Origin of the sequence: Lactobacillus taiwanensis DSM 21401 (genome assembly GCF_001436695.1) — a bacterium.
Lineage (GTDB): Bacteria > Bacillota > Bacilli > Lactobacillales > Lactobacillaceae > Lactobacillus > Lactobacillus taiwanensis.
Map to the genome: position 1 here is coordinate 458995 of NZ_AYZG01000051.1, position 14043 is coordinate 473037.

14 protein-coding genes are annotated in these 14043 nt (G+C 34.8%); all 14 read right to left on the reverse strand.

Annotated elements, in window-relative coordinates; translation table 11 throughout:
* Positions 1-6: 6 nt before the first annotated feature.
* The 14 genes from FD18_RS08485 to FD18_RS08545 all read right to left on the reverse strand — a co-directional run bounded on the left by FD18_RS08485 (position 7) and on the right by FD18_RS08545 (position 14036).
* On the reverse strand, positions 7-417 hold the full coding sequence (locus FD18_RS08485) for a hypothetical protein (protein ID WP_057719478.1): 411 nt from the start codon (positions 415-417) through the stop codon (positions 7-9).
* Positions 417-677, reverse strand: coding sequence for a hypothetical protein (locus FD18_RS08490; protein WP_057719479.1), 261 nt, complete (start codon positions 675-677; stop codon positions 417-419). Before FD18_RS08490 ends, FD18_RS08485 begins: the two co-directional genes overlap by 1 nt.
* Positions 661-819 carry a hypothetical protein gene (locus FD18_RS09885; RefSeq protein ID WP_164477442.1) on the reverse strand — a complete coding sequence of 53 codons (159 nt, stop codon included), beginning with the start codon at positions 817-819 and terminating at the stop codon, positions 661-663. Before FD18_RS09885 ends, FD18_RS08490 begins: the two co-directional genes overlap by 17 nt.
* A complete protein-coding gene (locus tag FD18_RS08495; RefSeq protein WP_057719480.1) occupies positions 812-5806 on the reverse strand; it encodes a phage tail spike protein in 4995 nt (1664 codons plus the stop codon). Before FD18_RS08495 ends, FD18_RS09885 begins: the two co-directional genes overlap by 8 nt.
* On the reverse strand, positions 5803-6594 hold the full coding sequence (locus FD18_RS08500; protein WP_057719481.1) for a distal tail protein Dit: 792 nt from the start codon (positions 6592-6594) through the stop codon (positions 5803-5805). Before FD18_RS08500 ends, FD18_RS08495 begins: the two co-directional genes overlap by 4 nt.
* A gap of 12 nt (positions 6595-6606) precedes the next feature.
* Positions 6607-10170, reverse strand: coding sequence for a phage tail tape measure protein (locus tag FD18_RS08505; protein WP_057719482.1), 3564 nt, complete (start codon positions 10168-10170; stop codon positions 6607-6609).
* Entirely contained in the window at positions 10160-10507 is a 348-nt protein-coding gene (locus tag FD18_RS08510) for a hypothetical protein (protein ID WP_057719483.1), read from the reverse strand. Before FD18_RS08510 ends, FD18_RS08505 begins: the two co-directional genes overlap by 11 nt.
* Positions 10508-10605: 98 nt before the next feature.
* Complete coding sequence (locus FD18_RS08515; protein ID WP_057719484.1) at positions 10606-10935, reverse strand: tail assembly chaperone; 330 nt, start codon at positions 10933-10935, stop codon at positions 10606-10608.
* A 42-nt stretch (positions 10936-10977) separates the two neighbouring features.
* A complete protein-coding gene (locus FD18_RS08520) occupies positions 10978-11562 on the reverse strand; it encodes a phage major tail protein, TP901-1 family (protein ID WP_057719485.1) in 585 nt (194 codons plus the stop codon).
* 14 nt (positions 11563-11576) lie between these two features.
* Positions 11577-11963: a gp17 family tail completion protein gene (locus tag FD18_RS08525; RefSeq protein WP_057719486.1), complete on the reverse strand. Its 387-nt coding sequence runs from the start codon at positions 11961-11963 to the stop codon at positions 11577-11579.
* The gene (locus tag FD18_RS08530) at positions 11956-12354 is read right to left on the reverse strand and encodes an HK97-gp10 family putative phage morphogenesis protein (RefSeq protein ID WP_057719487.1); all 399 of its coding nucleotides are present in this window, start codon (positions 12352-12354) and stop codon (positions 11956-11958) included. The genes FD18_RS08525 and FD18_RS08530 overlap by 8 nt, the downstream gene beginning before the upstream one ends.
* Positions 12341-12658: a hypothetical protein gene (locus FD18_RS08535; RefSeq protein WP_057719488.1), complete on the reverse strand. Its 318-nt coding sequence runs from the start codon at positions 12656-12658 to the stop codon at positions 12341-12343. Before FD18_RS08535 ends, FD18_RS08530 begins: the two co-directional genes overlap by 14 nt.
* Entirely contained in the window at positions 12655-13011 is a 357-nt protein-coding gene (locus FD18_RS08540) for a phage head-tail connector protein (protein ID WP_057719489.1), read from the reverse strand. Before FD18_RS08540 ends, FD18_RS08535 begins: the two co-directional genes overlap by 4 nt.
* A gap of 8 nt (positions 13012-13019) precedes the next feature.
* The gene (locus FD18_RS08545; protein ID WP_235499914.1) at positions 13020-14036 is read right to left on the reverse strand and encodes a hypothetical protein; all 1017 of its coding nucleotides are present in this window, start codon (positions 14034-14036) and stop codon (positions 13020-13022) included.
* Positions 14037-14043 lie beyond the last annotated feature (7 nt).

A 14043-nucleotide genomic window follows, 5' to 3' on the forward strand; every position in this document is an offset into this window, starting at 1 on the left:
CTATCCCTACTTTCTTTTCATGCCAGGTGATCTTGATGCACATACTTGAACTAACAGCAAAATTCCAAATTGATAAATAGCTGCCATTAATAATGAATAATTTTGAAAGGCTAATACATATCCAATTTCTAAAACAATAAGGATTGTTAAAAGAAAAGCGCTGGTAGTTAGCAGACAAATATTTGCTAACGGACTTTTAGCGCCAGCTAAAACGTAAGCAAAATAAAAGACGCCAATCACAATTGCAATAGCGTCAATCAAGTCATTATTAAAAAAGTTAGTCCATTCGGGTGGCCATAAGAAAAAATCATCACAAATCAAGAGAAATCCGCCAGATAAAACTAGCATCAAACCAATAATCAAATGAAGAGGATTATGTTTTACATTCTCCCATAATTGCTCCACTTCTTTGCTCATTATGATTCACTTGCTTTCTCATCACTTTCTGCCATTACCTCATCTTGTGCAGACCATACTTTAGCTTGGAAGTCTTGTAAGTCTTTTCGTACAGCAGATTTATTCTTATCATATAGATCACGGTCAGTAATAATCATATTGATGTTATCACTACCACCAGACGCATTAGCTTCATAAATATTGGCATTAAAAGTAGCTACTTGCTTATCTTCTACCATTGAACGACCTGAAATTGCGATTGATTTACTTGTTCTTAACATCTTTATTGTTCTCCTTTTCTGCCTTTAATTGGTTTACTTCTTGAGTTAGTTCATCAATTTTCACTTGTAAAATTGCATTGTTATACTCACTAGTCGCTAACTTGTTAATTAATTTTTGTGAAATTGCGTTGTCATTATTCATTTATTTGTTTCTCCAATCTATTTACTTTATCTTTTAATTTCTTAATTACTGGTAAGAGCGCAGGCGCTATTCTTTCATATTGAATACCTTCGATTTCATGTGTTTCTGGATTTCGACTAACTAAGAGATCTAAGCCAGCATCAGCTAAGTCTTCTGCAATCATGCCGAAGTATTTTTCAGGTTTGATATGACGTTTACCGGCCTCATATCTTTCCTTTTGGCCTTTATCGGTCCAAATAGCTGTAGGCAAATTTAAAAGTTTATCGCCATATTCGGTTGAATAGCTACGTTGAATATTGGTTTTGTATTTTGATGCTGAGGTTGAACGCACTAGGGCACCATCGTCTGCTATATGCAGATTAGGCGCTGCACCAGTCGTTCTCCAATATGTAGTTGGCATATGAACATAATTAGCATCTATTTCAATACGATCTCCAACTTTTGAATTAAAAGTTCCAATCCAAATATGTGGACGTTCTCCCACCATAACTTTACTCTGATTGAACTTAAGACCACCGGTTAAATAAGTAGTATTTGCACTATTTATTGTGGCATTTCCATATTTAGTAACCGTCATAACAGCGCCATTTTTTGTGGAATCTAGTCCGGTACCTGTATTAATTATGCCATCATAATTCGTGGTTTTTATACTTACGGCATTTGGAGAGAGCAAGTCCATCCCGTATACCCCTTCAGAAAAAATGTCATATGAACGTTTTATTATTCCATACTTGGGATTAGCATCAGAATAAGATCCCGCTAAACCTAAAGAATTTCTATCATCCAAAATCATCTGTCCATCTTGGAAAAATACACCCATTCCCCAATAGTTTGTAACGCTCATAGTTCCATTGTTAAGATCAATATTCAGATTTCCATTAGTGGAAGCAATACGGCCTTTTTGGAATAGAATCTCACCACTGTTAAGATTAATCTTCAAGTTAGCACCATTAATAGTACCCGTAGTAATGTTGTTCGCATTTAGATTGATCACGTTGATCCTGCCCGCGTCAAGCGTACCTGTATTAATCTTATCTGCTGAAATATTTGTGATCGCTGCATTAGGGATGAATGCTTTACCACTAAATACAGTAGAAGAAGCATCCATGTAGATTTTGTCGTTTTGAATCAAGGTATTGCCGGCTGCTACATTAATTTGGGCTAAAACTTGGTCGTTAATGGCCGGTTTCCAAGGTGTAGCTACAGAACCTTCTTCCATTTGAATATCAGTAATACCTAGCAAGTTACTATTACCATCTGTTGAACCATTATTATCAAATCTAAGATATCCTTCTTCAGATTCACCAGTATTAATAGTAACTGTAACGTATTCAGCATGACTAGGCGAATATCGACGTAAATTTATAGGCTGAATGATATATTCAAAGTCTTTATTGCTATTTCTTTTTCGTCCTAAAAAATAAAGATCACTATTTCTAACGTTTACAGAAGCAAAAGCATAGAAAGAAATAGTGTAAGTAGTATGTGGTTGAACGTAAAACCTTGCGCTACTTACAATTACTTCATTAGTTTTAGATGGATTATTTATCCATAGAACGTTTTCCGTACTATTTTTCCAAAAGCTGTGTTTTCCTAAAGTTAAACTACCATTTGAATTCGTATACCATCCATTTAAATTCTGAAAATTACCAGAATTTAAAACCAAATTACGCGAAGTATTGTTGATTCGAAGATTTAAATTGTTGACATTCTGAGTAATTTGGCTCTGCACGCCACTTACTTTGTTAGTAATTTCGTTACGGATAGTTCCAGCTGTTTGACTGATCTGTGATTGTAAGTTCCCATAGTTGCTTGAAACTGTAGATTGCAATCCTTTCACAGTTTGGTTTAAAGCAGAGTAATCAGACTGATTGGCTTTATCCTCAGGAGATGGACTCCAATCAGTAGCTTGATTTCCCTCCTCAAGCTTAGGTTTAGCGATATGAAAAGGTTTATTTTTACTACTATCTTGTCGAATATACATTTTTAGCCCATAACAATCACTTTGTGTTGTAAAAGTTAATTTTTTATCTTTTCGACCTGCTGTATTTGGAAAATTATTCCCACTAAATCGATGATCTTCATAAGTATTGGTTGTCTTAGTACAGTTTGAGTCTTTATATTCAACAAAGAAGAATTGATTATTACCTTTATCTGTTACATCCTGATATATCAAATCAAAGCTAAAAGTATATGTGGTATTTGGTTTTGCTGGAATGTTTTGAATTAAATCACCTTTAGGTATTTCTACTCCAGGTGATTTCCAATTAACTACATAATTACCATTTGTCTGCCAGAATCCATGTAAATTCGTATCAAAATTAGAATTACGAATAAGGTTGGTTCCACCAATCCTGATATTATCAACTTTAGCAACCACACTCTGTAATCCCGTTGCATTCTGAGTAATCTGGCTCTGCACGCCACTTACTTTATGGTCAACATCAGTTTTAGAATAATATGAACTAAATTGCTGGCTGTTAGCTGTAATACGGGCCGATAGTTGTGAAGTTATACTATTCACACGTTCTTGTTCGTCTTCAGGCGCTGGCGTCCAAGCTGTCGATTTATTTCCTTCTTCGACTTTAACTTCTGTAAAAAATAACCAACCTGTTTCGTTATTTGTTGATCCATTATTATCAAATCTAATATATGCTTCATCATTTTCCCCAGAATTAAAAGTTAAGTCTTTTATATAATCTACTTTGCTGGGAGATAATCTTTTAGCATCAATTACGTGATTTATTGAAGAATATTTATTTGTTTCACCATATTTTCTAGACAAAATAAATACATCATAACTAGAAACATTAGCTGAACTAAATCCTTTAAAACTTACTACATAAGTTGTATTTCTTTTTAAAGGAAAGTAATTCGATTCAGCATAGTTTTCTTCGCTTGAACTATTTTTCAATAAAAATAATGGCTTAGTTTTTGAATAATAAAAATCATGATTAGCTATCTCCGGTCCACTCCAATAATCGGTATTTTTAGGAAAACCAGAATTACGTACCAAGTTCCTATTACCTATAACTAAATTATCTAGCTTACCACTTAAGCTATTTATATTTACTTGCAATCCATTAGCCGTGGCTTGAACATCAGTGGTCTTTGCATATCCATTTAAATCACTGGCCACTAACTTAGCATTCAATGCATTGTTTGTAGCACTGACAAAGTTAGCATACGTGGAATTATCAACCTTGCCAGATAAACTAGTAGAAAGTTTTTTAGCATCCACTTTAATCTGTGCTATATCCCCCTGAGCATTACCTAGTGTGGTTTGTAATCCTTGCACAGTAGCCTTAGTTTGATTTACATCCCCATTAAGGTTAGCTAAATCAACCGTAACACCGTGAACATCAGTAGTGATCTTAGATATATCCTTACCTTGTTGAGTTGCTTGATTTTGCAAGCCAGTAACAATATTTTTCTGTTCGCTTACTTTAGTGACTACATCAGATACCTGATTAGTAATATCCGTAACTTTAGGAATAACAACAGTATTAACGCTAGTATTCAATCCCTCAATCTTTGAGTTCTGATTGCCAATACTTGCGTTAAGTTCAGCAATATCTTTATCAGCCTTAGCAAGATTATCTGCTATTTCTTTCTTAGCATCTTTCAAGACGTCTTGTGCTTCTTTTACCTCTTTTTGAACTGTATGAAGTTCAACTGTGGATTGAACAAACTCCCATTGACCATGATGCCAAACCCACATTTCTGTTTCGCCATTGCCTAGGTTTAAGAACAGGTTGTCACCTTCATTAGCAAATAAAGGCTTAGTATTACTGTAAAAATTTCTATTTTTACCATTAGCAGCAATTGCAGCCGTATTAGCTATCGTTGTTGCATCTTGAGAAATTTGAATAGCATTTGAAATTGCACTAGTTATTGAACGACTACTAAAATCGTCCCCCATTTCAACAGTGTTTCGATTTTCATCTTTTAAATTGTGATGAACCTTATAAACACGTGTAAAGTATTCAATACCTAAATCATGTCTAATAATTGCAATAGTGTCGCCTAGTTGTAAATTACCGACATCAGTTACCTCCGCTTTAAAAGATACCTTTGGTCGCTTGGCTTCTAGTAACGCTGACCATGTTGCGTTAATTAACTGATTAGGATCTTCAATATCTTCAAAAGTTACTAATCCAATTCTAGGATGCCCATCACTAAAACCATATAAAGCGGTGGCCTTAGGATCTTCTACATATTCTTGGCCTTTAGGTTTATTAACGGGAGCGCCTGCTGACGTCTTCCATTCAACATCAGCAAAAGTCAATCTTCTACTATAGCCATCATCAGAAGTATCTTCCGTGTCTTGACCAGAAACTTGAACACCTTTACCACGGCCTACTAAGGCAGTAACTAAATTTTGACTATCTTCTTCACGAGTAACAGTTAGTAAATTTGAACCGTACTCAAATCTTTTTCCTGTTCTTCTACCTTGTTGTTGATACAAATTAACTCTTCGACCAGTAATTTTTTGCGTTACTGGATCAAGCTGAATGGTGAAAGTAAGTTCAACTTTAAATAAATCAACAATCTTCTGAATTGCTTCAAGAATCGTCACATAGTAAAAAGTTGTACTTTGAATACCAGTGTCTTCTACATAGCCTAAACTCCAACGTGTATTTTTAAGTACTTGTTGAAGCATTTGAGCAGCATTCATTTGATGTGGTCTTATATCTTTAATGTATTCATATGATTTAAGTTCATCATAGGCGGATTCAACAGCGCTATATTCTACTCTATCTTTTTGAACATCCTCGGAAATGATTTTAAACATTAAGAAATCATTCCCGTGAAATTCAGGAATAAGTACATAGTAAATATTACTGTCTAAACGTTTTTGAAGTGGCAAACTAAACTTTAATTCACCAGCTGTGTTAATTGCTTCATCTAAATTAGATTCAATAGTTTCATCATTATTTAGTAATTTAACTGTTTGCTGTCCTTTATTCAATAAGTAAAAAATCAAAGTCGTTTCACCTCATAATCTAATTCATATTTCCCAGTAATATTAGTAGTTATTGTATCGCCATCGGCTATATAAAAATCTCCAATATTTGAACTCAAATCAATATCCATTAAATGAGATACCTTATTTACATAGAATTCTAGCTTTTTAAAATCAAAAATAATTTCATTACCACTTGAATATGCTACCTTTGCACTGATTGACTTATGTTGCTTACCATTATTAATAGAAATATTTGCTCCACCAGTAGTAGGAACAAATTTTAAAACAGAAGGTAAATTAGGATACTGCAATTCGCTATCACGAATTGTAATTGTTGTTCCTGTACCTTCTATTTTTTTGGTTTCAGATAATTTATAGGGATTACTTACTGTAAAACTAATCTTCCCAGTAGTGGAATATAGTGGGTTATCAAGAACAAAACTGTCTGCTGTTCCAATGTAGTAATAATTTTGCTCGTCATTAAATTTGATTTTCTTTTCAGAAGGGTAAAGAATTTGTTTAATCTTAGAAACCGCATTTTCATATTCAGTAGCGTTATTACAATCCAGGAAAAACTTAACTTCAAGTTTCTTATCTGTAAATCTTGAACCTAAATATTGCGAGCCGTCAGAAGATAACTCAACCGTATTAATTGATCTACTAAAATCATCTCGACCACTTACAGTCAATGTTTTAAATTCAGCAATCTCATCATCTAACCAATGCCCATCATAATTTAAAGCGTCAGCTGGTCTAGTCTCCACAGTGGGAGACCGTGCTAGTTCTAAATCTCTAAATTTATACATTATAACTACCTCCTAAAATTTATAGTTGCGTTTAAATTCAGCTTGTTTACCTTGTTCTCTACTAATATCATCTACAAATGTTCGATATTCAGTTCCACCAAGAGTTAAATCAATATAAGCCGGTTGCTTTTCTAAACTCAAGCGTTGGTCAACATTAGCAGACAAAGAATTACGCATATTACTATTAAGTTGATTGATCTGCCAATCTAACCTTTGCGTATTCAAACTTGGCGCATTAAATGATGTACCAGCTATATCATCAGCAATTCCACCTATAAAGGATTGAACATCACTGTAACCATTTTCTAATCCTTTTTGGAAACCACTCATAATGTAGCCACCAGCTGGAATTAATAAGTGTAAGTCGTATTGCTTTGGCCCTTTATGGCTTTGAATCCATGAACCAATTCCTGAGACAAAAGATTGAACGCTTCTAAATGCGCTTTGCAAACCATCAAGTAATGAGCTAATGATTCTATAACCCTGATTAAAGAGTGAAAAGTTAAACATACCTTTAAGCGCATCAACGCCCCAACTAAATACACTTTTAATTCCATTCCAACCATTATTAAATATGGATTGAACTCCACTCATAATATTAGAAGCTAAACTTCTAAGTGTATTTAATCCGCTTGAAACAACTGATGTAATACCATTCCAGACTGCCGAAGTTATTCCCTTGATCCCATTCCAAATAGAATTCCATATTTCGAGAATACCGTTTAATACAGCAGTAATAATAGATTTAAGTCCATTAAAAATAGTAAAAGCAAGGGATTTAAGTCCATTCCAGATTGTGCTGGCCACGCCTTTAATTTCATTCCATGCACCAGTCCAATTTCCTTGAATTGCTTGAGTTACTGCACGGATAATTCCTGCCACTGCATTAATGGCAGTTGAAACCACAGTAGAAATTGCTTGCCAAACAGTAGATATGATTGTAGTTAAAACGTTCCATGCTGCTTGCCAAATAGCCTGAATAACTCCCATAACCGTTTGAATTATAGTAGAAATAACATTCAGCGCAGTCGAAACTACTGCTTTAATTTGTTCCCATATTCCACTAATTATGGTTACTAAACTATTCCAAACTGTTTGAGCTACAATTACAATATTTTGCCACATTGTCTGTAAAACTTGACTAATAACCTGCCAAGCTACTTGAGCGGCAGTCTGGATTACATTCCAGATGGTTTGAAACACAACAGTTAAACCATTCCAAATGGTTTGAGCAGTATTAACAATGCCTTGCCACAAACTACTAAAGAACTGAGATAACCCATTCCAGATGGTTTGGGCAACTGTAACTATTCCTTGCCATAAGCCACTGAAGAATTGTGTTAAGCCATTCCAAACTGTTTTAATTCCTTCAATAATTGGAGAAAATATCGTTACTAAACCACTCCAAATGGTTTGAGCTAAAGAAACCAGACCTTGCCATAGAACACTAAAGAATTCAGTTAAAGCACTCCATAAATTTTTAATTGATTCAATTATTGGAGTCATACCTTCAACAAATGAGTTCCAGACATTCTGACATACTGTTTTAATTCCATTCCAGAGGTTACTAAAGAAATCTGTTAGACCGTTCCATGCACTTTGAACACTTTGAACGATTGGAGCCATAAAATCCGAGAAACCTTGCCAGGCTGAACTCGCTCCTTCTTTAATCTCACTCCACAAGTTGTTAAACCATTCTGTCGCTCCACTCCAAACTTGTTTTATGCTATCCCATAGATTACTAAACCATTCTGTTGTTCCATTCCAGCCTTGTTTAATATCTTCTCCAGCTTTACTAATTGTAGAGGTAATTCCTTGCCAAACAGTACCAGCCAGTTCTTTCAAATTATTCCAAGCATCTGATAGGAACTTTGTAAAATTCTGCCAGATCTGTTGACCCATTTTTGTCTTAGTGAAAAATAAGACTAATGCGGCAACAACCGCTGCTATTGCAATAGCAACTATGCCCCATGGTCCAGCATCTATAACTGCATTAAATGCAGCTTGTATTGCAGTTCCAATTCTAGTTGCACCATTTAATGCAAGTTGTGCTACTTTAGCAATTTTAGATTTATTAGCTAATTCTCCTAATGCAGTAGCAGCTCCTGAAATTCCTTTACCAACATTCAATGCTTGAGAAACTACACCAATAGTTGAAGCTAAATTTCCTAATCCTTTAGCAGTTCCCCCTATAACTCCAGTAATTTTACTGAAATTAGTCAGAAACCCCCCTACAGCTGTCATTGCAGGACCAATTACAGGACTTAAAGCAATAAAACCACGAGTTACTTGTGCCAAAGCATCATTGGAATCTTTAGCCCATTCAAGCATGTGGTTAGTATTATCTAACATTGAGCCTGCTATTCCTTGATTAGATTGCATAACCGAATTCCTTAAGGATTCCCAGTTACCTCCAACCTGTTCAACCTTAGCACCAATATTTTTCTGCATTTCACTAGCTTGAGTATCAAGTGACTTAGTTGCTGCTTCTGTTGATCCTGCTGCTTTATCTAAAGCACCACTGAAAGCATTCCAAGAAGTAGCAGTATTACTAGTCTTATCTTTTACAGAATCAAGAAGTGGGAGCATTGCTTTCATACCAGCAGTACCCCATAAATCTTTAAGTACAGCGTCTCGCTGTTCCTTAGACATATGGGCTGTAGCATTAGCCACATCTTCTAAGATTGCTGGAAGTGGTCGCATGTTTCCTTGAGCATCACGAACTTTTAATCCTAAAGCTTCCATAGCACTGGATGATACCTTAGTTGGTGCCATCATTTTTAGCAAAGCAAAGTTTAAATCTTGAGCTGCATTAGCTGCGGACATACCATGGTTAGTTACCAAACCAATAGCAGTAGACATATCACGCATACCATAGCCGGCCATGTTAGCAGTTGGACCCAAAGTACCAATAACCTCTTGCATATCCTCAACAGACGCATTTGATAAGTTAGCTGTTTGAACTAAAATTTCTGCTGCTTGTTCAGGAGATTTTAAAGATTTACCCCAAACATTCATTGCAAGCTGAACAACACCAGCGGTGGCTTGTAAATCTGAACCAGCTGCAGTTGCTGCCTTAGCAATCGCTGGGAATTGTTGTTTTAAGTCATCAAGGGATGCACCATTTCTTGCCATTTCAATCATGGCATCGGCCGCATCTTGTGCGCTTAATGGAAGATCAGCTCCCATTTTATTGGCTACTTCTGACAATCCAGCAATATCCTTACTTGTACCGCCTGCTACAACAGCTGCGGTGTTCAAAGATTGCTGAAATTGACCAAAGGACTTAACGGAATTCATTCCCATAGCAGTAGTAGCCGCACCAGCCACCATCATCCCTTTACCAATTCCAGATAAATGTTTTTGAGCATTATTACCAAAGTTTTGGATTTTAGTACCAGCATTAGCTACACTATTACCCATATTTTCTAAACCACTACCGAAATTTTGCATTTGGCTATTCATGCCATTGGTCGAATTGCTAAAACTTTGCAGTTGTCTAGTAGCATTCTGTAATCCAGAGCTAAAATTTAAATCTTTTAAAGCTAAAGTAGCTTGTATTAGGTTATCTGCCATCTGGTACCTCCTTCCTATCCTTTAGTGGAATTATCTTCCCCGCTTTCTTTAGTCGTTTGAACTCTTCAAGTCTCTTAGTAAAAATCTGTTCAATATTCAATTTCTCTTGAGTACTTGGAATATAGTCAGGTTCATAAGCCAATCTAACTTTATCGACCATTTTTTGAGCATCAAAAAACTGCTCAAACTTCTCGTAGTAAGGTTTAGGGTGTTTCTTACTTCCTTTAGTAGCTTGAACAGTTTGATTAAGAAAAGCCTGCAAATGCAGTCTTTCTTGAATTTTTATTTGTTGAAGGCTGTAAGCCTCCATTCTTAGTTGATATTCGGCTAATGTCATATGTCGAATATCTTTTAGTGAGTGAAAACCTAGATATGCTAATGAATTTAACAAGATTTCATGATATTCTTGTTCACTCGTTTTATTTTTTTGCCTATCTAGTTTTTGAATTTTTTTGCTGCTAACTTTACAGCATTAGCTTCTGATAGTTCCTTAAGCACATCAGTAAATAGCTTTTCAATATCAGTTTCGGGATCATCAATTAGACCATCTACTTTAGCTAATGAAACTGATGGTTCTGCTGCACATTGAATCACTTCTGATAAAACAGCCGGATCATAAGCATTTAATGCTGGTAATGCTTTAGTTAACGCCATTCCTAAACTAAAACCAGCTTGATTAGACATTCCATACTTTTCATCAAGATCTCTTACGAATCCAACACCAAAATTTAATTGATATTTCTTGCCTTCAATTGTAATTTCCATTATTTCTTATCTCCTGTATTTTCTGTTTGCTTTGATTCTACTTTAGGCTTTACTCGCTGTTTGAGTATCTGATCCAGTTCCGCGATCTTGTGCATTCCAAGCTACGCCTTGACCAGTCTGGTCACTATCTGATACCACACCCATTCCACGGAATACGTATGCTAATTCTTCTTCTGCTTCATCTGGAAGAGTTAACCATCCCCTTTGTGGTTCACCATCAATAGTAAAAGTAACATCTCGTGTTGAATTGTCATCTGGGTCGTTGTCATTACTATCATCTGAGACAATTCCACGCATATACCAAGCATAATATTGACCTTGAGAATTCTTTCTCTTTCGGTAAACTACCCAAACTTCAATTTTCTTATTTTTAAATAGAGATTCGTATAAATCATCTGATACTTTAGAAATATTATTTACAAATTCTACTTCTAAATCTGTTTCCAATGCGCTAGTCGTTGATACAGTACCCGACTTAGTCTTAGTAGTATCTGTATCACGTTGTGGTTCAAAACTTAAAGATGTTTGATAAGGGATTAACTGACCTCTTTCAGTTTTTTCATTTTCTAATAATCGCACATAGGCCAAGGTATCCATACCTTGTAATACTTGAATTTCACTTGCCATAAATTTTTCCTTTCTTATCTACTTTCAAAAACTAAAGACATAACGCCATGTAGTAAATCGCGATCTGTTGAATTATCGTGTAAGATTTGGCAATCACTTTCATTAATTCTCTTGATAAACTTCCAACTATTGGTATTAATTCTTGTAACTGAATCAATTTCATCAATAATTGAATCAACAGAAAAACGGCTCTCAGAATCTCCCCAAACGTCAATATCAACGTCGCAAATAACTCCAATAGCCGTTTTTAAATTTCTATGTCTTTTATGAATTGGTCCCATAACAATAAATGGATAGGGAACATCTTCTTCTGGTAATTTTTCATAAACTGTATAATTCATTTTTTCAAGATTGAAATAAATAGTGTCATACAGTTCTTGTGTAATCGATGGTTTAATCATTCATCAACCCTTTTAATTCTTTAATAAAAATTTGTCCTTGCGTTCTAAAGGCTGGTATCAAAGCTGGTCTTTTAGCCATAAATCTTGTCCCCATTTCAAGATATGGTGAGTATTTTGTATGTGCACCAACAGAAGCAGAATAACCACCATTCTTAATTTGAACAGTAACACTCTTACTAGTTGATCCAGTAGGTTTTACAAATACTTTTCCTCTACCTTTTTTCCATTCATAGTGACCAGTATAAACACGTGACATATTATTCTTAGTTTTATCAGAAAGATCGGCACCATTGCGCTTAACAATTCTTCTTGCTTTTCTTTGATATTGACCGGATTGTAACTTTCGTGAAAGTTTTTCAGTACCTGCCACACCCATACTAATTCTTGGCATTATTTTCACCCACAATCAAAGCATAACCTTTAGACGGATTTAGGCTTGAAAGCAATGTATATTTTTTATCATCATTTTCAAGCATTAAAAACGACCATTTTTCTGGTGGTTTGTTAATCAGTCGAATGGTCTTTCTTCCTTCTTTAAATGCTCCAAAAATTTCCACTTGGCGTGTTAATCCTAAGTCAGTAACATTAGCCATCTCTTGATTGACTAACTTTGCACCACCCTCATATTGATGCACACGAGGGTTATACTTCTTTTCTTCATTACTAAAGAAATTAATTTTCGTATCATATCTCATCTTACTCTTACCTCATAAGGGTTGATGAAATGAACTTTGCCAAGTGATCTCTCATTTTTATTATTATCTGCTCGCCATTGTTGAATATCACTATTAAAGTCATTAAAATCACTTGAATTAAAAGTGATTGATTCACCTTCTTGAGAATATGAAGTCATTCCCTCATTTTTCAAGCGGTTAAATCTTTTAATAGCCACTTCAACTAGAACATAATTAAGTTCTTTGGGAACTTCATCAGCAGATAATTTAAAACATAAAGCCTGTTCAGTATTTTCAATAATGACGTTGAGTAAATTATCTTGATCATTATCTTTTAAACCAAGCAATGTTTTAATTTTATCAATTACTTCCACATGACCACCTACTCTACAAGTTTAAATAAGTCATCTCTTGAAGCATTTTCATCAAATGAAATATTTTTCTTAGTTAAGTAAGCCATGATGTCTTCTTTTGATGAGTTAGCTTTGGGTTTAACTTCTTCATTATTATCAGTTGGTTTAACTTCTTGTGAAGTCCCACTTGATTTAGAAAAATCAGTTTGAATAATACCATCAAGAACTTCTGGGAAAATCTTAGTTGCTGATAAAGTTACAGTGTCATAAGAAACATTGTCGCTCTTTGAAGTATGCATAATTCCAATTAAACCAGTGGCATCAGTAGTAAAATCAAATGCTTGGCTTAATTCCCCATTCACTGGAGCATAAGCTACGTTTAAGTTTAACGCAGCAGTTGTTGCTACTTTACCTTGAGGAACACTACCAGAAAGAATAATAGTATTAAAACCTAAAAAGTTTTGAATGTATTGTAATCCAAATGCAGTTTGTGTTTGAATTTGAGTTTTACCTAAATGACTATAAAAATCAATTGGATTAACGAATGCTACAGATTGAATATCCATATCTTCAAACTTAATAGCCAAGTTGGCTAAAGATAAAGCAAGAGCCATTTGAAAATTATCAGCTGTTACTTTTGTTGCACCATCACCATTAGCAACAATATCAAATAAGTCCTTTTTGATATCTTTTTGGTTCATCTTAAGCAATTCATTATCGGTATCAATAACCGCAGCTGAAAAACCTGAACTTTGAATAGCTTCCGCAGTAATTTCTTTACGGTGCTTTTTAAAATCTAAATCAATTGTACGATCTAATTTCTTGGTTACCTTTGATAAAGGAATTACTTCACCTTCTGCAACCGTACCATCCGCTGCATTAACTTCAGATTTATAAATCTTAATTTGACTACCAACCATCATAGGTTGCTTACGTGTAACTCCTAATACCTTTAATAAAGTAGTTAAACCTGAATTAAATTGATTGGTAAAATCAATGGATTGTGGTTTTAAATCATCTTTTACTGTAATATTTTCTGTCGCCATTTATATA